The 21157-nt window shown below is 69.9% G+C and carries 14 protein-coding genes; 4 read left to right on the forward strand and 10 right to left on the reverse strand.

The annotated features are described in order from the left end of the window. Positions 1 to 433: 433 nt before the first annotated feature. Positions 434 to 2929: a hypothetical protein gene (locus ACK3BB_RS27260; RefSeq protein ID WP_428929914.1), complete on the forward strand. Its 2496-nt coding sequence runs from the start codon at positions 434 to 436 to the stop codon at positions 2927 to 2929. A 59-nt stretch (positions 2930 to 2988) separates the two neighbouring features. Here ACK3BB_RS27260 and ACK3BB_RS27265 read toward each other — a convergent pair whose 3' ends face one another. Continuing rightward, on the reverse strand, positions 2989 to 5190 hold the full coding sequence (locus ACK3BB_RS27265) for a GH39 family glycosyl hydrolase (protein ID WP_428929915.1): 2202 nt from the start codon (positions 5188 to 5190) through the stop codon (positions 2989 to 2991). 537 nt (positions 5191 to 5727) lie between these two features. Here ACK3BB_RS27265 and ACK3BB_RS27270 point away from each other — a divergent pair. Both ACK3BB_RS27270 and ACK3BB_RS27275 read left to right on the forward strand, forming a co-directional pair. Further along, positions 5728 to 6549, forward strand: a complete 822-nt coding sequence (locus ACK3BB_RS27270) for a hypothetical protein (RefSeq protein ID WP_428929916.1) — start codon at positions 5728 to 5730, stop codon at positions 6547 to 6549. Positions 6550 to 6904: 355 nt separating this feature from the next. Then, complete coding sequence (locus ACK3BB_RS27275; protein ID WP_428929917.1) at positions 6905 to 9358, forward strand: hypothetical protein; 2454 nt, start codon at positions 6905 to 6907, stop codon at positions 9356 to 9358. A 168-nt stretch (positions 9359 to 9526) separates the two neighbouring features. On the opposite strand, the gene ACK3BB_RS27280 is transcribed toward ACK3BB_RS27275, so the two are convergent. The 9 genes from ACK3BB_RS27280 to rfbB all read right to left on the reverse strand — a co-directional run bounded on the left by ACK3BB_RS27280 (position 9527) and on the right by rfbB (position 19419). Further along, positions 9527 to 10336 carry a sulfotransferase family 2 domain-containing protein gene (locus ACK3BB_RS27280; protein ID WP_428929918.1) on the reverse strand — a complete coding sequence of 270 codons (810 nt, stop codon included), beginning with the start codon at positions 10334 to 10336 and terminating at the stop codon, positions 9527 to 9529. Between the two features lie 85 nt (positions 10337 to 10421). Continuing rightward, positions 10422 to 11150 (reverse strand): CatB-related O-acetyltransferase, encoded by a 729-nt coding sequence (locus ACK3BB_RS27285; RefSeq protein ID WP_428929919.1) that lies wholly within the window; start codon positions 11148 to 11150, stop codon positions 10422 to 10424. Beyond that, positions 11147 to 13786, reverse strand: a complete 2640-nt coding sequence (locus tag ACK3BB_RS27290) for a glycosyltransferase (protein ID WP_428929920.1) — start codon at positions 13784 to 13786, stop codon at positions 11147 to 11149. Before ACK3BB_RS27290 ends, ACK3BB_RS27285 begins: the two co-directional genes overlap by 4 nt. 317 nt (positions 13787 to 14103) lie before the next feature. After that, on the reverse strand, positions 14104 to 14976 hold the full coding sequence (gene rfbA / locus ACK3BB_RS27295) for a glucose-1-phosphate thymidylyltransferase RfbA (RefSeq protein WP_428929921.1): 873 nt from the start codon (positions 14974 to 14976) through the stop codon (positions 14104 to 14106). 2 nt (positions 14977 to 14978) lie between these two features. After that, positions 14979 to 15851, reverse strand: a complete 873-nt coding sequence (locus ACK3BB_RS27300; protein ID WP_428929922.1) for a sulfotransferase family 2 domain-containing protein — start codon at positions 15849 to 15851, stop codon at positions 14979 to 14981. A gap of 4 nt (positions 15852 to 15855) precedes the next feature. Continuing rightward, positions 15856 to 16725, reverse strand: coding sequence for a dTDP-4-dehydrorhamnose reductase (gene rfbD, locus ACK3BB_RS27305; RefSeq protein ID WP_428929923.1), 870 nt, complete (start codon positions 16723 to 16725; stop codon positions 15856 to 15858). Further along, on the reverse strand, positions 16722 to 16919 hold the full coding sequence (locus ACK3BB_RS27310; RefSeq protein ID WP_428929924.1) for a hypothetical protein: 198 nt from the start codon (positions 16917 to 16919) through the stop codon (positions 16722 to 16724). The genes rfbD and ACK3BB_RS27310 overlap by 4 nt, the downstream gene beginning before the upstream one ends. A gap of 13 nt (positions 16920 to 16932) precedes the next feature. Further along, entirely contained in the window at positions 16933 to 18117 is a 1185-nt protein-coding gene (locus ACK3BB_RS27315; RefSeq protein WP_428929925.1) for a glycosyltransferase, read from the reverse strand. Positions 18118 to 18372: 255 nt separating this feature from the next. Further along, positions 18373 to 19419: a dTDP-glucose 4,6-dehydratase gene (gene rfbB / locus ACK3BB_RS27320; protein ID WP_428929926.1), complete on the reverse strand. Its 1047-nt coding sequence runs from the start codon at positions 19417 to 19419 to the stop codon at positions 18373 to 18375. A gap of 669 nt (positions 19420 to 20088) precedes the next feature. On the opposite strand from rfbB, the gene ACK3BB_RS27325 reads away from it, so the two are divergent. After that, complete coding sequence (locus ACK3BB_RS27325; protein WP_428929927.1) at positions 20089 to 21102, forward strand: FkbM family methyltransferase; 1014 nt, start codon at positions 20089 to 20091, stop codon at positions 21100 to 21102. The last annotated feature ends 55 nt before the right edge of the window (positions 21103 to 21157 follow it).

A 21157-nucleotide genomic window follows, 5' to 3' on the forward strand; every position in this document is an offset into this window, starting at 1 on the left:
TTAAGGTTTATTCTGTCCAGTCCGAAACCCGCCCGCCCTACCGGGTGCGCTCCGGGCCGTGGCCCAGTGTTGTCTGTCATCCGGACGGGGGCCCTGCCGGTTCCCGCCCACCCCATGCCCGGTCCCGGTCTGCGCCGGAAACGAGCCGTCTTTTTCTAGTCTGTTTCAAGGCCCTTCACAAGGGAGGCCCGCGATACATGTCGCCGGGCCGGTGGCGGGAGTCGTGCCTGACGGAGGTCTTTCGGGGGTCCTTCGGCGGTCTGACGGGGGCTGACGGGGGCCGGCCCGGGCGGGCCGGACAGGAGCCGGATGGGCCCGGGATAGGGGGCCGTACGCAGTGTTAACCATGAAATAGCTTTCTGCAGCGAGGGTTTCGCGGTCCGGCCGATTGCCCGCCGGTCACTGCCCTTGCTTGGAAAACAGGATCCGCCCGATGGTTTCAATGCCGTTCTCCCTGACCGCCGCCTGGACCGAAGAGAACCGTTATGCAGCGGCGGAAGCCTGCGAAATGCTGCTCAGCAATACCTCGGCAAGCGACATCCGCTGGGCCCTGGCCCAGGGCGGGCTGGCCCCGGCCATCGCCCCGGCGCAGGCGCATCTGCTGCGCCCGGGCAACAGCCTGGCCGTGCCCCTGGCCCAGGACCAGGCCCTGTGGATCGCCGGCGATCCGATGGCCCGGGCGGTCATCGACATCTTCGACAATGCCGGTGACAGGGACCGGGCGCTGGCCAGCCGGGCGGCGCTGGTCTCGCTGGCCGCGGCCAGCCAGCGGCCCGACGGCGAGGAGATCCGGGCCGACGGGCTGAGCTATGTCTGGTCGGCCGGGGCCGGGCTGATCCCCGACCTGCCGGGCCTGCGGCCGGGCAACACCGTGGCGCTGGAACATTTCGGCGCGGTGGGCGACGGGCTGACCGACGATACCCCGGCCTGGAACGCGGCCAACGATTACCTCGAAAGCCTCGGCGGCGGGGTCATCCAGGGCGGGCTGCAGAAGACCTACGGGCTGACCAACACGACGATCGCCAGCCAGGTGACCTTTCGCGGTCATGGCCAGGGGCGGGGCGGGCTGAAGGCGCTGGCCAGCTCGGATGGCACCACCGGCTGGCTGACCAACCGCGACGTCGGGGCGAACGGCAGCCGGACCTGCCTGCGGCCGCAGATCCTGGATTGCGATCTCGATGGCACCGACCTGCCCTTCGCGCGCTGGCTGAGCCGGGCCGACGGCACCCCCGTCACCGATCCGGCGGCCGATTACGTCATGGGCTCGGGGGCGCTGGCCGCGGGGATCTCGGGGGTGGCGCTGAGCGCCGTGGTGTCGGGCGGCGAGGTGACCGGGGTCACGATCGACGCCGGCGGCACCGGCTGGAACGGCCACCCGACCCATCCCTACCAGCCCTCGACGGTGATGCTGCGCTTCGACGGCGGCGGCGGCACCGGGGCCAAGGGCCATGCCACGATCTCGGGCGGGACGCTGAGCGCGGTCACCCTGTCGCGCGGCGGGTCGGGCTATGTTTCGGCACCGACGGTCACGACGATGGGCGGCTTTGCCGACATCGCCCTGCTGACCGATCCCGCCGTCGACCGGCGCAACCCCGATTATGCCGAGGCCGGGGCGGGGGTGTTCCTGAAACAGACCATCGGCGCGCGGATCGAGAACGTGCGCTTCATCGGCTTCCGCCGGATGACCCTGGGCGAGGGCGGCGGGCTGAACACGGTCTTCCGCAACCTGGAATTCATCGATTGCGGCAAGGACGACGATGCGATGCATTGCATCTGGACCCAGTCGGTCGGCAATCCCAAGGCCCCGACCGCCACGTTCTGCGACACCCAGAACATCCTGATCGAGGATGTCCATATCGACGGGGCCGAACGCTCGGCCGTGGCCTTCATGCCGACCCGGGGCGGCACGATCCGGCGGTTGCAGGCCAAGGGCTGCGGCGAGGCGACGATCTTCATCAATGCCAAGGCCAATTACAACGGCGGCAAGATCCTGATCGAGGATTGCGACCTGCTGGACGGCTACATGACCGACCTGGTCAGCCACATGATCGAGATCAACGGCGCGCGCGACATCACCATCCGGGGCAACCGCATCCGCGGCGGGGTCGAGACGGCGATCAACTGCCCGGGCTGCCGCAACCTGCGGATCATCGACAACACCTTCATCGACAACATCACCAACGCCACCAAGACCGGCGACGGGCGCAAGCCCTTCGGCCCCTTCACCGAACGGTTCGGGTTCAATGTCGGCGAGCGCCCGGAATGCGCCGAAGAGCTCAGCATCAGCGAGGGGTCGCTGTTCTGGGTCGGCACCCTGGGCGGCTCGGGCTGCGACAACGTGATCTTCCGGGGCAACCGGTTCGAGGACAGCCGGGCCGTGCATCCCGGCCATGTCTTTGCCCAGGTCAAGAGCGGCGGCGACAACCTGGCCGGCGACCTGACCGTGATCGACAACGATTTCTCGGCCCTGCCCGCGGGCATGGCCCTGTGGAAGACCGCCAATGACAATGTCTTCCAGCCGGCCATGCCCCTGCGGATCGCGGGTAACCGGGGCCATGTCTCGGATGCGCCGGTGATCGAGACGGTCAGCCTGACCGGCACCGGGGTGTTCGCGGTCACGCCCGGCTTCCGGCCCAGCCACGTGCGGGTCTATGCCCATACCTCGGACGTCAACGACCTGCGCGCGGCGATCGGCGAATTCACCTGGACGCGGGACGGCAGCCGCAACGATTTCTCCTGGTCCCTCGCCGCCGATGCCAGCGGCAATTTCGAGACCCGGTTCTTCTCGAGCGACGTGGTGCGCATCACCGACCAGTTCGCCAACCAGGTCTGCCGGGTCGAGTTCAGCAACTGGAAGGAAGACGGCTTTGCCCTGAACACCGTCCTGCTGACCGAGAACTGCACGCTGAAGCTGGTCTGCTGCCCCTAGTCTGCGCGTGATCCCTGCCGGGTCTCCGGGCCCCGTCCGGGCCGCGGGGCCGGGCCGGGTCAGCGCGGATCGACAAGGATGGCCCGCACCGAGGGCGCCGGCAGGTCGAGCGTCAGCCGGTGGCCATCGCCGCCCGCCGTGATCGCCGGGGTGACCGGCCGGGCGGTCAGCGTGTCGACGATCGCGGCACGGTAGGCGGGCCAGTGTTGCGCCACGTAGCGCCGGCCGGCGCCGTCGGTCATCGTGCGCATCCCCGAGACCGGCTGGCCCGGCAGGGCCGCGAACTCGGCCTTCAGCAGCCCCTCGCGGGCCAGGTCGGCGCGGATCAGGTCGAAGACCGCGGTCTCCTGCGACAGCGACACCTCGGCAAAGCGCCGGTTGCCCGGATCGGGGATCAGCCCGGCGGGCAGTTCGACCGTGACGCGCAGCGGATCGGCCGAATCCCGGGCCTGGTCGGGATTGAACGCGCTGACCAGGATCAGGCCCCGGGCGTCGTCGTCCCCGCCGGTCTCGATGTAATGGGCCGTGAACCGCGTGTCCGGCGCATCGGCGGCGGTGACCGCCAGCGGATAGATCTGCCCGCCGGCAAACCGTTCGAGCACGAGATAGAGCCAGCCCCGCCCGGTCAGCACCTGGGTGTCGACGCCCGCGCCCTGCAACCGCAGCCGCTCGAAGGGCTGCCAGTGCCACAGCCCGTCGACCCCGGCCGCCAGCAGGCCGAAGATGTCGGCCACGTGCAGCGCCGCGCCGCGCGCGCCGGGCTCTCCGGTGGCCAGCCCGGCCTGGTTGCGCAGCACGCCGAATTCCTGGAACTCGACCGTCGTGCCCGGGGCCATGGGCAGCTGGCGCCAGAGCGCCTCGTAATCGGGCAGGCGCTGCGCGGTATGGACATTGGCCAGGATGTTCCCGCGCGGCTTGGGAATGTAATAGAGCGAATGGGCGACGAAATCGATGTCGCCCGGATCGGCGATGTTGGCATAGAGGAAGGCATGGGTCAGGCCCGTGGCATCGGCCTCGGCCCCGGCCTGGTTGAACGGGCCGATCCGGGCGTCGGGCAGGCGGGCACGGATCGCCGCGACCGTGGCCTCGTAAAGCGCCAGGTATTGCCCGGGAGTGCCCGAGAACCGCCGCGGGGATTGCTGTTCGGTGCCCAGGCGGAACCGGAAACCGGACACCGTGTCGACCCCGTAGAAGGCGATCAGCGCATCGACCAGCCGGCCGGTGAACGCCGACCATTCGGCCAGGCTCGACGGCGGGGCGGTCTGGCCGTAGGTGCCGGTGGTCGGGGCGGCGGGCAGGGCCCAGGGGATATTGTCGAGCACCAGCGTCAGGTCGGTGTAGCCCTGGGCCAGGTAGGGATCGAGCCGCCGGCGGAGCAGGTCGAAATGATAGTCGAGCTGCGAGGGCTCGACGACCAGGGTGCCATCGCCGTCCGGGCGGAACCCGCCGGCCTCGGCCGTCTCGCGGGGGGGCGTCCCGGCGGGCCCGTCGCCGGCGGGGCAGCCGGCGACCCGGCGCAGGCTGAAGGTGTAGCGCGTGCCGATCTCGAACCAGTCGATCCGCTGCTGCCCCGGCGCATCGGTGCACAGCTGCAACCGGCCCGGCACGGTGATCAGCAGATGCGTGCCCCCGGGATCGTCTCCGGGATCGTCTCCGGGGGCGTCGCCGGGATCGCCCCCTGCCGGATCCCGCCATTCCAGCACGCCGCTGCACCGCCCGGCCTGGCGGTCGCAGGTCAGCGGGCCGAGATCGGCCAGCCCGGTGCTGCGCCGGGTCGGCGCGCCGAAGGGCCGGGTGACCAGGTCGCCCTGGGCGATGTCGTCATAGGTCCGGCTTTCGCCCTTGCCCAGGTCACGGGGGTCCCAGCCGCCCAGCAGGCGCACGACGGTCAGCCCGTCGGCAAAGGGCACTTCGCGCGGGTAGGGCCGGCGGGCATAGGGGAAATCGGTCCCGTCCAGGTAATCCGGCACATCGATCAGGCCCTGGCCTCCGCTCAGCCAGATGCCGATGACCGGCTGGTGGCGCCAGATCGGCACCAGCCGCCCGGCCGTGTTGGCCCCGTTGCCCCCCGCCACGCCCATGACCGTTTCCCGGCCCGGTTCCGGGCCTGCCTCCTGGGCCCGCAGCCCGGCCACGGGCAGGCAGAGACCGGCCAGCAGGGCCATGATGCCCAGGCGCGCCAGCAGGGGCGCGACGCCCAGGCGCGCCAGCAGGGGCGCGACACCGGAACAGGCCAGGCCGCCCGGGATTTGGATCGGCAATTGGCCCGGGAAACGGATCGGGGACCGGAAAAGCGGGCGGATCGGACGGGCCCGGCGGTCGGGGGGGGCGGGTCTGTCTGTCATGGTCCGGCTGCCGGCTCCGTCTTGTCCTGTCCCGGCCATCCCGGTCCTGTCCCTGCGCCGGGCCTGTCCCGCCGGTCCCGCCGGTGCGGGCCTGGCCAGGTGTTCTGCCCCCGGGCGCGGGGCCGATCTTGCCCCGCGCTCCGCGGGGCTGCAATGGCGCGTCCCGGGGCGCGGGCGGCCGCTCGGCAATCCCTTGCCTTCGGCCCCATCCGAACCCGCCCGAACCCGCCTAAACCCGGCGCTGTCCCCGCCCGCGCCGGCCTGGCGCATGTTTCGGGTAATCCATCTTATGTTGCATTTATTCCGTGCCGGCCCGCATCCGGCGCACCGGTGCCGCATTCTTCACCGGCGGAAAGAGGCCGGCCCCCCGCCCGGGGCACAACCCGGTTGGCGCGCCCCCCACGACGGGCTAAGACAAGGTGCGTTTTACATATTTCTCAGGGAGCGGGCTCCGTGGCCGTCGATTTCATCTTCCTCCTGTCGCCGAACAATTCCGGCACCACGATCATCGGTCAGTATCTTCAGGGCCAGACCGGTGGCTACCTGCCGCCCTTCGGAAACCACGAAGGCCAGATGGCCCCCGCCGTGCGCGACGCCATGCGCAGCAAGCCCTGGGATCCCGACCACAAGCTCGACTGGGCCTGGATCCGGGACGAATGGACCAAGCTGGCCGAAGAGGCCGGCCAGTCGCTGTTCATCGAATGCTCGCCGCCCAACCTGCTGCATGTCGATGCCATCCGCGAGGCCTTCGGCGACCGGGCCCGCTGCCTGTTCTCGATCACCAGCCCCTATGCCTATATCTCGTCCTGCCTCTACAATTATTCCTTCCCGCCGATGGCCGCCCACAAGATGGGCAAGCGCGCGCGGGAATGGGTGTTCAAGGCCGAGACCCAGCGCCGGTTCATCGAGCAATTCCCCGACATCCCGCGCATCCGCTACGAGGATTTCTGCGCCGATCCCACCATCGTCAACCAGGCGCTGGACCTGGACACCGTCACGGCCACCGACCTGCGGGGCAAGGCCAACGAGGCGATCACCGAGATCGTCGAGCTGTCGGCCCGGCAATTCGCCTTCCTGACCTTCGCGGAATGGGACCGGGTCAACGGCGTGCTGGCCCAGCATGAAGACCTGCTGGATTTCTTCGGCTACACGCTGCGCCCGGGCCGCGAGCTGCTGACCCAGGCTGCCGGCGATCCCGCGCTGATGCATGCCGGCATCCTGCGCCGGACCCGCTGGGACATGCGCAAGTCGCAGAAGAAGGCCGCCGCGGGCTGATCACCGGCGGCGCGGCGCGGGCCATCCCGGCCCCGCGCCGCCCTGACCCGGCCCTCTCCCGCGATCCGGCCCGCCGGCATCCGACTCGCCGGCATCCGACCCCCGCCCCATCCGGCCCCCGCCCCTGATCCCTGACAGGCCCCGCCGGCGGCCCTGACCCGCCAGTCCTGCCCTGTCGTCCGGCCCGCCCGCTCACCGCGCCCTGGCAGGCCCGTCTCGCCAATTCGTCGCAAAACCGACCGAAGCGCCGCGGCGCTGCCACATTGGTGCGCCGGTTTTCTCCGCCCCCCTGCCTGATCTTCTGCGCACCGGCCCGGTGGGGGCCGCCCGCAGACCGATACAGAGGGTGAGTGACATGGCCGAGATGCGCTATGTGGCGACGCTGGGGACCGACCTGGCGGCGACCGGAGCCGTGAGTGATCTTGATATCCTGTGGACCGAGGCCGGTCCGGTGCTCTACGCGACCTGCGAGGTCACCGGCACGATCACGGCCTATGACCTGTCGGGCGGGGATGCCCCGGCGGCGATGGACAGCCAGGCCCTGCCCGGCCAGATCGACGACCTCGGCACGCTGGAGGTCGAGCTGATCCAGTTCGGCGACACGACCCAGGCGGTTGTCCTGTCGGGCGGCCCGGCCGGCCTGCCGGCCTATGCCCTGACCGACAGCGGCAGCATCGGCGGGCGCAGCGATCTCGAGGCCAGCGGGCTGGGCGGCCCGATCCATGCCAGCGCGACCCTGACCCTGGGCGACACGGCCTATCTCTTTGCGGCGACCGAAACGCCGGGCCAGCTGGGCACCTATCGCATCGAGACCGACGGCAGCCTGGCCCTGGTGCGCGGGCCGAGCGCCCCGACGGGCAAGCCCGGGGACATCGCGGCCATGGTTGCCGTGACCGACGGCGGCAAGGGCTGGCTGGTGCTGGCCTCGGCCCTCGACGACACGTTGCAATGCTACCGGATGAACGGCGACGGCAGCCTGAAACAGGTCGACAGCCTCGGCGCGGCCGACGGGCTGGGCGTCAACCTGCCCTCGGTGCTGGCCAGCGTCACCCTGGACGGCCGGGCCTTTGTCCTGGCCGGGGCGGCCGGGTCGTCCTCGCTCAGCGTCATTGCCCTGGACGACGGGGTGATGACGGCCACCGATCACCTGGTCGACAGCCTGGACACGCGGTTCCAGGGCCTGGGCAGCCTGGCCACGGCCATGGCCGGCGACCGGGCCTATGTGCTGGCCGCCGGCGGCGATGACGGGGTGACGCTGATGACCCTGCTGCCCACCGGCCGGCTGGTCGTGCTGGACACGATCGCCGACAGCCTGGAGATGGGGCTCGACAATGTCGAAAGCCTGGCCATGACGGCCAATGGCGGGGTGCTCGACATCTTCGTGGGCTCGGCCAGCGAAGGCGGGGTGACCCGGCTGGCCTGGGACCTGGGCCCGGCCGGCGAGACCCTGCAGGCCGGGGCGTCGGGGGGCACGCTGAGCGGCGGGACCGGGGCCGACATGCTGGTCGGGGGCCGGGGCGACGACACCCTGCAGGGCGGCGATGGCGATGACATCCTGGCCGGGGGCGCCGGGGCCGACCAGTTCCGCGGCGGCGCGGGGGCGGATCTCTTCGTGCTCGATGCCGGCGACGGCGTGCTGGACAAGATCCTGGATTTCGAGGCCGGGACCGACCGGCTGGACCTGTCGGGCTGGGCCATGCTGCGCGGGCCGGACCAGGTCAGCTTTACCCAGCTGTCCAACGGCATCCAGCTGGGCTTTGCCGAGGAGACGCTGAAGATCCTGTCGGCCAACGGCAAGGCCCTGTCCGAGGACGACATCCGCGCGGCGATGGTTGCCGGCAGCCTGACCCATGCCCCGGTGGGCAACATCGTCGAGGGCAAGACCCTGGTGGGCACCGACGGGGCCGACGTGCTGCAGGGCGGCAAGGGCGACGACATCCTGCAGGGGCTGGACGGGGGCGACACGCTGATCGGCGGGGCGGGGATCGACACGGCGGTCTATTCCGAGAGCACCGGCCAGCTGGTCGTCGACATGAAGGACCCCTCGCAGAACAAGGGCGTGGCCGCGGGCGATACCTATGACGGGATCGAGAACCTGGTGGGCAGCGACGGGCGCGACATCTTCAAGGGCACCACCGAGGACAATTTCATCTCGGGGGGCAACAACAAGGATTCACTGGTCGGGCGCAAGGGCGACGACCGGCTGGACGGCGGGGCCGACAACGACCTGCTGGAAGGCGGGCCGGGGGCCGACACGCTGATCGGGGGCACCGGGTCGGACCGGGCGATGTACAAGCGGGCGACCGACCCGCTGACCATCGACCTGGCCAATGCCGGGCGCAACACCGGCGAGGCGGCGGGCGACAGCTATGTCGACATCGAGGAAATGGTCGGCGGCCGGGCGGATGATTTCGTCTGGGGCGACGGGGCGGCCAACCGGCTCTGGGGCCGCGAGGGCAATGACGAGATCCACGGCCGGGCCGGCGATGACGAGATCTACGGCGGCCATGGCGACGACGTGCTGCACGGCGGGGCGGGCAACGACATCCTGACCGGCGGGGGCAACCACGACAGTTTCGTCTTCGACGGCGGCCATGACGTGATCACCGATTTCCGCCCGGGCATCGAGGAAATCCACCTGGATGCGGCGGCGCTCTGGTCGGGCACGCTGAGCACGGCCAAAATCGTCAGCCGCTTTGCCGAGGTCACCGACACCGGCGTGCGGCTCGATTTCGACACCGGCGCCTCGCTGCTGATCGAAGGGCTGACGACAACCGGCGGGTTGTCCGGGGATCTCTTTCTTCTGTGAGATCCGCGCCCCCGGGCCGGCGTCCGGCCGGATATTTATGAAGAGAAAGAAGCAAAAGGCCGGTGACAGGCACCACCCGCGCCGCCGGGGCCCGACGTGCTGCTTCTTTCTCTTTCCAAGTATCCGGCCCTGTCCCCGCCACGGGCCGTGGTCCCGGGGATCAGGCGATCACATCGCCACGCCCAGCCGGTTCATCAGCTCCAGGTCGGCCTCGGCAAAGGCTTCCAGCGCCGCGCGGCCCTTGTCGGTAGCCATGCGGTTGAGCAGCTTGGGCCAGCGGCTCTGCTCGCGGGCCATGGGCCCGGCATTGGCATAGGTCCCGGCGACCGAGATCTTGGCCCCGAAGCGCTCGGCGATGTCGCGCTCGAGCCCGGCCAGGTCCGAGATCGGGTAGATCCGGTCGATCTGGCCGGCATTGGCCAGCGCCCGGTCGAGCCGGGCCTGGCGGTCCAGGGTCTTCAGCTCGGGCCGGCCGCGCATCTTCCGCGTGGCCAGGTAGGACGTGTAGAAATTGTCGTAATGGTCGAGGATGAAGATGTTGAAATTCTCCGGCCCGCCAAAGAAGTAATCCTCGGCCGAGCGCTGCAGGATCAGCTTCTTGCCATAGTTCTGGGGCAGGTTCAGCGCCGCCGCATCCAGGGCCTCGGCTTCCTTGAGCAGGAAGAAATAGAACGACGCGATCCGTTCGCGCGGGTCGCGCAGCACGGTGAAGGTGAACCGGTCCCCGGGCAGGGCGTCGATCTCGGTCCAGTCGATATGGCCGGAATAGAGCGCATGGCCCGCGGGCATCTGGCGGGCGCCGCCCTGGGCCTGGGTATGGGTGCGGATCGGGCTGACATGGGACTTGCCCACCATCGTGGCCAGGGCATGGTGGATGGTCTGGCCCGCGGTCTTGGGAATGTGCAGGAAGACGATCGGCGAACGGGCGGCCAGCGCGGCGCCATCAACCGCCGGGCTCTGGGAAGGGGTCCTGGACATGGTCTCTCCGAAGGTTGCGCGCGCGGCGGACAGGCGCCGGGACAGGGAACGGGGGTGAAGGGAACGACGCATCGGGCGGGCGGGGTCAGCCGCCCCCGCGCAGGTCGAAGACATCGGGTTCGAATTCCGGCACGTCGTTCATGCCCAGCACGGCCGGGATGAACTGGTGCGGCTTGGACGGGTCCAGGTGGGTCAGCTGCCAGGGCGCAAAGCGCCACCAGCGCGAGCGCAGCATGCCCGAGATGATGCTGGGATCGATCCGCCAGCGCTTGATCGTCGCCGGGTTGCCCGCGACCACCGCATAGGCCGGCACGTCCTTGGTCACCACGGCATTGGCCGCGACCACCGCGCCGTGGTGGATGGTCACCCCGGCGGCGATATAGGCGCCATGGCCGATCCAGACATCATTGCCGATGGTCGTGATCTTCACCTTGGTCGGCGGGCCGTCGAAGCTGAACTTGTAATCGTGGTATTCCCGCGCGCCCTTGAACCCGTTGCCCAGCCCGAACAGCTGGTCGCCCAGGTAGAAGGCCGGCGAGGTCGACACCCAGGTCATCGGGTGGTTCTGGCGGCCGATCTGGACATCCTCGCCGAACGAGCAATAGCGCCCGATCCGCGCGGCAAAGCAATAGCCCGAGACCTGGTAGGAAAACGCTCCCAGCTCGATCGAATGCTCGTAATTGGTCCATTTCAGGCTGCCCGGCGCTTCCAGCACCGTGTGGCGGGGCAGCGCCACCTGGGGCTGCGGCCCGCGGGGCAGAACCTCGATCCCGGCCTGTTCCAGCCGCTTTATCGGAATGCTGATCTTGCTCATGATGCGTCGGCCTTGCGCAGGCCCGCGCCGCCGGCCGGAACGGTCAGCGGTTCGGTCTGCGGCTCGGTTCCTCCTGTGGTGCCGTCCGGGGTGCCACCGCCCTGCCCGGCCAGCCCGGTCTCGCCGCGCAGGGTGTTCAGCACGTGGCTGGCCAGCGGGCTGTCGGCGTCGAAATGGATCGGCCGGCCGTTGTCGGCCCGGGCCACCGCCGCGCCCTGGGCGCCGATGTAGAAGGCATAGACCGGCAGGCCCGTGGCCAGGGCCTCGTGGGTGGTGAAGGAAAAGGTCTCGGGCCAGATCGAGGGGATCAGCCATTCGGTGATGTCGTAGCGCGCGACCAGCTCGGGCAGTTCCTCGATGCCGTAATCGCCGTGCACGGTGACATTGGACGGCGGGGTATAGGCCGGATCGACATTGCCCACGACGACCAGCTCCATGGTCTTGTCCGGCTCGACCAGCCGGCCCAGCTCGGCCACCACGGCCGCGCCTTTCTGGAAACCGATGTTGCCCAGCACGCCGATGGTGCGCACCGCCGTGTCGGGCCGGGGGATGACCGGCACGTCGACCAGCATGGCATGGGGCCGCTTGACCAGCTTGTCGGCATGGGCCGGGTAGACCTGGGCCACCTGGGCATAGCTGTCGTCGGAAAACACCACGATCTCGGTCGCGGCGGCCATCATCCGGCCCCAGGCCGCGCGCCAGCCGGCCAGGCCGATCAGGTCGCCATTGGGCCGCATCACGCTGTGGGCCGGGTCGTCGCGCAGCTCGACCACCGGCCCGCGATAGCGCCCGTCCTCGTCCAGCAGGGTATAGGACGGGGTCAGCGGGAAGAAATCGTGGAACAGCACTTCGAACGTGTCATCCGCGCCCGGCAGGTCGAGCAGGAATTCCGGCAGCACGGCCGGATCCGGGTCGCCCACGGCACAGGAATAGACCACGTGGCGCCGGGTGATCGGTTCGAGCAGGCGCAGGACAAAGGCCCAGTCGTCGGTCATGCCGGCCACCCGGCCGGACGCCGAGACGACCTCGAGCTGCCAGCGCGACGGCCCGCCGACGCGGATCACGACCGACGGCCGGCCGCGGTCGAGATCGGCCTCGATCCGGCGTTCGAGGTATTTCTCGGCCCCGCCGCCCAGCGAATGGGCGATGTAGATCGGAAAGCCGGTCTCTTCATCGGCCTCGCCCGGCCGGCTCATGGCCCAGGCAATGGCCAGCCCGACCCGGGCGGTGACCAGCGGATCGGCGGCGATGAAGGTCTGGACCTCCATGTCGTAGGGCGGATAGCGCCGGGCGATCGTCTCGTTGTTCTTCTTGACCAGGCGCAGCTTTTCCTCGGACCCGAAGCTTTCGCCACCGCGGTGTTCGACGAAAAGCCCGGGCAGGCCCAGGTGCCGGCCGCCCAGGCGGCGGATCTTCTGGCACCAGTCGACCTCTTCGCCATAGCCCCGGCCGAAGGAGGTATCGAATTCCGGCTCGCGGGCCAGGAAGTCGATGTTCATGGCCATGCAGAACCCCACGCCCGTGGGCACCAGCGACAGCGTGGCCTCGGGGTTGAAACGCTGGGCCAGCGCATCCATCGCATCGCCCTGGCCCGGTTCGATCACCGTGCGCTCGCAGATCACCGGGACCGAGAAGATCTCGGCATCGTTCGACATCGGCGTGACCGTGGCCACGTCGTCATGCATCAGCATCGGGCGCAGCATGCGGCTGGCCCAGCGTTCGGGCACGAAGGCATCCGAGTTCAGCAGCAGCACGTGGTTGCCCCGGGTCAGGGCCTCGGCGAAGCCGCGGTTGACCGAGGCGATGAACCCGCGGTTTTCCTCGTTGAGCAGCAAGGTGATGCGGCCGGGGGTCTCGGCCTCCTGGCGGGCGACCCAATCGGTCAGCCAGGGCCGGACCTGGGCATCCGACGAGCAATCCTCGATCACCACCAGGTGCCAGGGCAGATCGGTGTTGCGCAACACCCGGTCCAGCACTTCGGGCAGCAGCGAGAAGGCATTGTAGACCGGCAGGACGATGGTCACCGGGGCCGGGTCGGGCCATTCGGCGGGCCAGCGCGGATCCTCGAAGATCAGCGATTCCATCGGCGCGGCCTCGGGCCGGGTTTCCAGGCCGAGGATGCGCTTGACCTCGGCCCGCGAGGCCGGGTCGCCGTGGCGCAGGGCGCGGATGGCATGGGGCGCGGCGCGTGTCACGGCGCCGAGAAAGCGCAGGAACAGGAACAGGCTGTTGCGTTTCAGGCGCAGCCGGCTGATCGGGGCGCAATGGTGCTCGATCTTCTGGGGGCCGACCTCGGCGACCAGGGTGAAACGGCTGTTGCCGTAGGGCTGGGTCAGCTCAAAGCCCACCCGGGGGCTGATCTTGTGCACCTCGGCCACGTCGGTGCGCAGGATGTCCGGCCGGGTGACGGCATTGCCCAGGGCCGAGACCAGGGTGATGCGCTCGGCGGTGGTCCAGCCGTAGAACGTCACCTTGTCGCCCTGCATGACGACCCGGTCGACATGGCCGGTCAGGCGACCGGTATCGAGTTTCCTGGTTTTCGGATCGCTGAAGGCCCCGAAGGAAAAGCCCGTCACGACCAGGTGCCGGTGCTGCCGGGCATACCGCCGGAACAGGCCAAGCAATCTTCTGAACACGCCCCTGGATGCTCCCGTTGTCTTGCCGCGCCGCGCCGGTGTGGCGCGGGTCCCGTCGGACGTACCGGGAAGTGCCGCCGGTGTCCATCACCGCCCCGCCCGCAACGCCCTTCCGCCCGCCGCCTGGCACCCTGCCGCCACGCCCCTTTCTGCGGCGGTGCACCGGGCGTCGGCGTCCGGCCGGATATTTATGAAGAGAAAGAAGCAGAAGGCCGGTGACAGGCCCCGCCCGCACCGCCGGGGGCCGACGTGCTGCTTCTTTCTCTTTCCAAGTATCCGTCCCCGCCACGGGCCGTGGTCCCCGGCAGGGGCGCGCCTCAGGCCAGCAGGCCGGAGAGGTAGGCCCCGTAGCGGTTCTTGCGGTACTTCTCGGCCTGGACACGCAGGGCATCGGCATCGATCCAGCCGTTCTTGAAGGCGATCTCTTCCAGGCAGCCGGTCTGCAGGCCCTGGCGGGTCTCCAGCGTGCGCACGAAATTGCCCGCATCCAGCAGCGAGGCATGGGTGCCGGTGTCGAGCCAGGCATAGCCCCGGCCCATCCGCTGCACGTCCAGCGTGCCATCGGCCAGGTACATTTCCAGCAGCGTCGTGATCTCGACTTCGCCCCGGTCCGACGGCTTGACCTCGCGGGCCCGCGCCGGCGCCGTGCCATCGAGGAAATAGAGCCCGGTCACCGCGTAGTTCGACGGCGGCACCTCGGGTTTCTCGATGATCTGGGTGACCTCGCCGTCTTCGCCGAAGGCCACCACGCCATAACGTTCCGGGTCGGCCACGTGATAGCCGAAGACCGTGCCCCCGGTCTCCTTGGCATCGGCCGCGGCCATGATCTCGGGCAGGCCGTGGCCGAAGAAGATGTTGTCGCCCAGCACCATGGCCGACGGCGCGCCATCGAGGAAATCCTCGGCCAGGATATAGGCCTGGGCCAGCCCGTCGGGCGAAGGCTGGACGACATAGGTCAGCTCGATGCCCCATTGGCTGCCATCGCCCAGGGTGCGCTGGAACTGGTCCTGGTCCTGGGGCGTGGTGATCATGCAGATCTCGCGGATGCCGGCCAGCATCAGCACCGAGATCGGGTAGTAGATCATCGGCTTGTCATAGATCGGCAGCAGCTGTTTCGACACGCCCACGGTGATCGGGTAAAGCCGCGTGCCGGAGCCGCCGGCCAGGATGATGCCCTTGCGCTGGGTCATGTTCATATCTCCTTGGAGTCAATCTTGATGTTCGGAAATGTCAGGGTCTCGGAACCGATCCTGCCGGCATAAAGCGCCAGGTCGTCGGCATAGCTGCGCGCCACCGTATCGGCCAGCGCGGCATCGTAAAGGGCGGCATGGGCCGGGGCCCGGCCGCCGGCCTGCAGCTCGGCCAGGGCGGCCAGCGGCATGTCGGCAAAGCTGCCCCCGCCCGGCGCGCTGTCGAGCAGCTCGAACCGGTCGGTGCCATGGCGGGTCAGCGGCCGGGCATCGACCAGCTCCAGCCCGATCCGCTCCGCCAGGTCGGTGCGGGCCGCGGCCATGCGCTCGACGGCATACCAGGCGTCGTATTCGGCATAGACCAGGAAATCGACCTGCGGCCGCCAATGTTCGTTCAGCACCAGCCCGGCCCGCGGTTCCATCCCGTCGGCGGCCAGCTCCGGCCCGGTGACCAGGCCCACGAAATCGCGGAAGCAGAACCGCGCCGGGTCCAGCCGGTCGCCCGTCGCCCGGTTGAGCTGCCAGTATTCCGGCTGCCGCCCGACGATCTTGTCGAGAAAGACCGAGGCCAGCCGGGCATGGGGGCAGCGCAGGATGACAAAGGTGAACCGCGCCGTGGCCAGGTCGCGCAGCCCGGCCCGGAAGGTCGGGTTGTTGTGGTGGATCCAGCTCCATTGCTCCAGCCCGCCGATCGCCCCGTTGGCCAGGGCCAGGCTGACGCGCAGGGTCGAACAGGCGTTCTTGGGAATGAAACTGTAGACCGCCCCCGCCCCGTAATGGCACAGCGCATAGCCGGCGGCAAAGCCGTGATCGGCATTGGCCGCCAGGGCCTGGCGGCTGGTGCCGGCGTAGCGCAGCAGGCGGGGGTGGGTCATGGCCTCAGCCCTTCAGCGCCCGGACGATGCCGGCGGTGGCCGCGCGCCAGTCGGGGCGGGTCACGCCAAAGGCCGTTTCCAGCGAGGTGCAATCCATCCGCGAGTTCAGCGGCCGGGCGGCGGGTGTCGGATAGGCCGAGCTGGGGATGTCCTCGACGGCGCAGTCGATGCCGGCCACGGCAAAGATCTCGCGGGCGAAATCGGCCCAGCTGGCATCCGGGGCGCCCGAGAAATGGTAGATGCCCGATTTCTGCGGATGGCCGACAAGGCCGGTGGCCATGGCCAGGCAGGCCAGGGCGATGTCGCGCGCCGGGGTCGGCCCGCCGATCTGGTCGGCCACGATGGTCAGCTTGTCGCGGCTTTCGCCGAGCCGCAGCATGGTCTTGAGGAAATTGTTGCCATGGGCCGAGAACACCCAGGACGTCCGCAGGATGGCATGGCTCCCGCCGGCCGCGACAACGGCCTCTTCGCCGGCCAGCTTGGTGCGGCCATAGGCGCCGAGCGGCGCGGTGGGATGGTCGGGCGTCCAGGGCTCGGTGCCATCGCCGGCAAAGACGTAATCAGTGGAAATATGCACGAAGGGAATGCCCAGCTCGGCACAGGCCCGGGCCATGGCCCCCGGCGCCGCGCCGTTGATCACCGCCGCGCGGGCCTCGTCCTCTTCGGCGCGGTCGACGGCGGTATAGGCCGCGGCATTGATCACCGCGTCGGGCTGGCGGTCGCGGATCGCCCGGGCACAGGCCTCGGGGTCCTCCAGGTTCGCCAGGTCGCGGTTCAGGCAGGTCAGCTCATCGACCAGGTCGAAACCCAGGTCGGCGGCGGCGGCCAGTTCGGTGGCCACCTGGCCGCTGTGGCCGAAGACGAGAATGTTCATGGGGAATGCTCTCCGGTCGTGGTCCGGCCCGGCGCCTGGCCGAACCGCTCGTAATGCTCTGCATACCGCGCCGGGCGGCCCGGTGCCATCACCCCGCCGCCGCCCGCCCGCGCGGCCGCTGCATCCGGCCAGCACGGCGCATGGGCGCAACGGGCGCAGCGGGCCAGCGTGTCGGCAATCCGGGCAAGGGGCATGGGATGGGCCTTCTCAGCTGCCGCCCGCCGGGCGGATGCCCAGGGTTTCCTCGTAGCCGCGCAGGCGCCGGCCCTGGATGCGGCATTTCTCGTCCAGCCCGCGGGCATGGGCATATTGCCGGTCGATCAGCCCGTAGAGCTCCTGTTCGCGGCGGCACTGGCCCAGGAAGGTCTCGCGGTCGACCCGCGGCTGCGGCCGGCCGGCGCGCAGCTTGCCGATGCGCGCTTCCAGCCGGTCGAGATGCTCTTCCAGCCGGTAGGGCATCGGATCGGGCAGCTGGCGGGCGGCCTCGGGAAAGCCCCGGGCCAGTTCGCGGGCCAGCGCGTCGGCCGGGCGCGGGCCGGGGGTGCACCGGCCCGAGAAATTGGTCGCCGCCGCCGCCGGCACCCGGTCGGGCAACAGCCAGCCGGGCCCGCCGAAATGGTCGTAGCAGAACACCGGCCGGTGCGAGCGCAGGGCATATTGCACGGTCTTGCCGATGGTCACCACGGCGTCATGGGTCTGCACGTCGGTCGGCGTCAGCCGCCGCTGCTGGCCGGCCTGGCCGATCCGGGTGACCTGCACGCCCTGGGCCTCGAGGATGCGGAAGGCATGGGCCAGCTCGTCGGGCAGGTGGTTGGACACCGACAGCAGCCGGGTCATCCAGGTCGGGTCAAGCTCGGGCTGGGGCGCGGCAAAGCTGCGCGGGGCGGGGTTGGGAAACAAGGTCGCCTCGGCGAATTCCGGTCCGAACCCGGCCAGCTTGGTCCGGGTTTCCGGCGAATTGGCCAGGATGATGTCGGCCAGCACGGCCTGGCTGAAGGGCGCGGGGAATTCGAAGGGCTCGAAGGGCGACAGGTGGTTGTAGACGAAGACCGGCCGCTTTTCACCCAGCAGCACATCGGGGGCCTGGCGGGCCAGGAAGGCCGTCGGCGCCTGGTGGTGCGAATAGACCACGTCGTAATCGCCCAGGTTCACCCCGGCCGGATCGCGGATCACCGGCAGGTCGGGCATGCCCGCCGCGTCCAGCATGGCCGGATCGGCAAAGCGGCAATAGAGCGTGACCTCGTGGCCGCGCCCGGTCAGGGCCTGCAGCATCTCGATCGTGACCACCTCGGAGCCGGCCCACTCATGCAGGTGATGGGTGCAGATCAGCCAGCGCAGGGCCCGGGCCGACGGCGCCGGGGCCGGCGTGGCCGGGGCGGTGTCGGGCCGCACCGGGTCCGGGATGGCCGGGCCCGGAATGACCGGATCATGTGCGCGCCCCGGGGGGGCCGCCTCTGCCGTGGCTTGCGGTCCGGCGCCCATCCCCTCTGCGCCCGACCCCGTCGCTGTCCCTGTCACCATGCCCTGAGCCCCGCGCCCCCGTTCCTTGCCGCCGGTCCACCCTGGCCCATCCCTGGCCTGCAGGTAGGTTGCCCGCCGTCGCCTGTCCACCTGTTCACCGGGCCCCTGCCGGGGCCCCGGGCCCGTTCAGCCGGTCTTGCCCAGCCGCTGGCCCACGCCGTCGCGGTCCTGCAGGGCCCGCCACCAGCTTTCGTTGTCCAGGTACCACCTCACGGTCTTCTCCAGGCCTTCTTCAACCGTCACGCTCGGTCTCCAGCCCAGTTCCGCGCGAATCCGGGTCGGGTCGATGGCATAACGGGCATCATGGCCCGGCCGGTCGGTCACGAAGGTGATCTGCTCGGCATAGGGCGCCGCCCCGGGCTTGAGCCGGTCGAGGATCGCACAGAGCGTCTGCACCAGTTCGAGATTGGTGCGCTCGTTCTCGCCGCCGATGTTGTAGGACCGGCCCAGCTCGCCCTTCTGCACCACGGTCAGCAGCGCATCGGCATGGTCCTCGACATAGAGCCAGTCGCGGATGTTGCTGCCATCGCCGTAGATCGGCAGCGGCTCGCCGGCCAGGGCCTTGAGGATGATCACCGGGATCAGCTTTTCGGGGAAGTGGAACGGCCCGTAATTGTTCGAGCAATTCGTCATCACCACGGGCAGGCCATAGGTATGGAACCAGGCGCTGACCAGGTGGTCCGACGCCGCCTTGGACGAGGAATAGGGCGAGCGCGGATCGTAGGGCGTGTCTTCGGTGAACATGACCTCGGGATCGTTGGGCAGGCTGCCAAAGACCTCGTCGGTCGAGATGTGGTGGAAACGGAAGCTCTCGGGCTTGCCCATTTCCGTCCAGTATTTCCGCGCGGCTTCCAGCAGGGTGTAGGTGCCGGTCACGTTGGTATGGATGAAATCGCCCGGCCCGTCGATCGAGCGGTCGACATGGGATTCGGCGGCCAGGTGCATGATGGCATCCGGCTTGTGCGCGGCCAGGATCCGGTCCATCGCCGCGCGGTCGCAGATGTCGGCCTGTTCAAAGGCATAGCCGTCGCTGTCGGCCACCGAGGCCACGTTGTCGAGGCAGGCCGCATAGGTCAGCGCGTCGACATTGACCACCTGGTGGCCCTGGCCGATGGCCTGGCGCACCACGGCCGATCCGATGAACCCGGCTCCGCCCGTTACCAATAGCTTCATGAAAGACATCCTCAAAATACGGCGTTTGCCTTCTCATACTGAACCGCCGGACAAACGTAAACGCGCCAGAGCGCGGCCGGGCGGCGCCGTTCTGCCCATCGATGCCGCAATGCGGCATCGATGGGCAATGCCGGTTGCGATCCGGCCCCGCGTCCCGTGGCCGCCCGCCGACGTGATCCCCGGATGCCCCTGCCGGAGATCCTCCGACATGTTCCCCCGCCCGGCGGGCCGCCCGCAAGATGTGCGTGCATCGCCCGCGCCCGCATCGCGCGGGGGTTGTCCATCAGGGGTTGCCCGGGCGGCGGGCGGGCGATTTAAATCGGGGCAGGGCATCGGGGCCGTCCGTGACACCCCGCCCCGATGCCCTGCCCTGCTGCCACCCGCCGCCAAGGCGACCCGCCCGACACCGCCCCGACACCGCCTGCCCCGGCGACCAACCCGATACCGACACCCCTGCCCTGTCCGCCGCGCCTCCGATACCGGCCCACATCATCCGTCCCGTTTGCAACACGCCACCCGAGACCACTCCGCCACCTGGCACCAACGCCCGCCCCGTCCAAAACACGCCCCGCCCAACACGCGACACGCGGGCCGCCCAACACCCGACATGCCCCCGCCCAACACGCGCCCATCCCTGACATGCGCCCCCGCCCCGGACCCTGCCCGCCCATGCCCGACAGCCCCGCCGATCCCGCCCAGCCCGCCAACCCCCTGACCGCCGACCCCCTGCACACGATCCCCAGCCTCTACGGCCCGCTGGCCGTGCCGCCCTGGCCCGAGGACCTGATCGTGCGGGCCCTGCAGGCGCATGGCGAATGGGGCGCGGCGGAAACCGAATTGCTGGCCCCGGTCCTGCCCGACGCCCCGGTGGTCTGGGACCTGGGCGCCTTCCTGGGCAGTTTCAGCCTGGGCCTGGCCCGCCATCACCCCCTGGCCCGGGTGCTGGCCGTCGAGGCCAATCCCCGGGTGCTGCCCTGCCTGGCACGCAATCTCGACCGGCTGCTGGCCTGCCCGGCACGGGCCCTGCATGCCGGGGTCGGCGGCCGGGCCGGCTGGCTGGTGCCCCGCGCCCGGCCCGATGCCGAGACCAACCACGGGGCGCAGGATTACGACCTGGTGACCGGCCCCGCCGGCCCGGCCGGGGCCGTGCCCTGCCGGACCCTGCCCGAGCTGCGCGCCGAACATGGCGATTACGACATGCTCAAGCTGGATCTCGAAGGGCTGGAAACCGAGGTGCTGCAGGGCGACCGGGCCTATATCGCCGCGCGCCGGCCGGTGATCTGGGCCGAATGCAACGAGGACCGGGCCAGCCTGGCGCTGCTGAAGGCCCTGGCCGGGCTGGGCTATGCGCCGGTCTACCTGGCCTTCCCGGCCTTTCGCCGGGCCAATTTCAACCGCGCCACCGACCTGATCTATCCGCTGGCCTACGAGGCCGGGCTGCTGGCCGCGCCGCCGGACCTGCTGGCCCGCCTGACCGGCCGTGTCGCGGGCGAAGAGATCATCACCCGGCCGCTGTCGGGCCCGCAGGACCTGCGCCGGGCGCTCTTTGACACGCCGCGCTGGGGCAAGGCCGAATGGGCGGGGATGAGCCGGCCCGAGCTGATCGCCCGGCTGGGCCGGCTGAGCCAGGGCCAGGGCCTGGCCGATTTCCTCGACCCGCCGGGCCAGCCCGAAGAGCTGTGAGGCAGGGGGGGCGCCCCAATCCCGTGCCCAATCCCGTGCCCTGCCCCGCGCGGGG

The sequence above is a fragment of the Marinibacterium sp. SX1 genome (assembly GCF_050389775.1).
Classification (GTDB): domain Bacteria; phylum Pseudomonadota; class Alphaproteobacteria; order Rhodobacterales; family Rhodobacteraceae; genus Marinibacterium.

Coding starts and splice junctions, on each gene's coding strand:
- ACK3BB_RS27260 (WP_428929914.1), top strand. CDS start 434: ATGGTTTCAATGCCGTTCTCCCTGACCGCCGCCTGGACCGAAGAGAAC.
- ACK3BB_RS27275 (WP_428929917.1), top strand. CDS start 6,905: ATGGCCGAGATGCGCTATGTGGCGACGCTGGGGACCGACCTGGCGGCG.
- ACK3BB_RS27280 (WP_428929918.1), bottom strand. CDS start 10,336: ATGTCCAGGACCCCTTCCCAGAGCCCGGCGGTTGATGGCGCCGCGCTG.
- ACK3BB_RS27285 (WP_428929919.1), bottom strand. CDS start 11,150: ATGAGCAAGATCAGCATTCCGATAAAGCGGCTGGAACAGGCCGGGATC.
- rfbA (WP_428929921.1), bottom strand. CDS start 14,976: ATGACCCAGCGCAAGGGCATCATCCTGGCCGGCGGCTCCGGCACGCGG.
- ACK3BB_RS27300 (WP_428929922.1), bottom strand. CDS start 15,851: ATGACCCACCCCCGCCTGCTGCGCTACGCCGGCACCAGCCGCCAGGCC.
- rfbD (WP_428929923.1), bottom strand. CDS start 16,725: ATGAACATTCTCGTCTTCGGCCACAGCGGCCAGGTGGCCACCGAACTG.
- ACK3BB_RS27310 (WP_428929924.1), bottom strand. CDS start 16,919: ATGCCCCTTGCCCGGATTGCCGACACGCTGGCCCGCTGCGCCCGTTGC.
- rfbB (WP_428929926.1), bottom strand. CDS start 19,419: ATGAAGCTATTGGTAACGGGCGGAGCCGGGTTCATCGGATCGGCCGTG.
- ACK3BB_RS27325 (WP_428929927.1), top strand. CDS start 20,089: ATGCCCGACAGCCCCGCCGATCCCGCCCAGCCCGCCAACCCCCTGACC.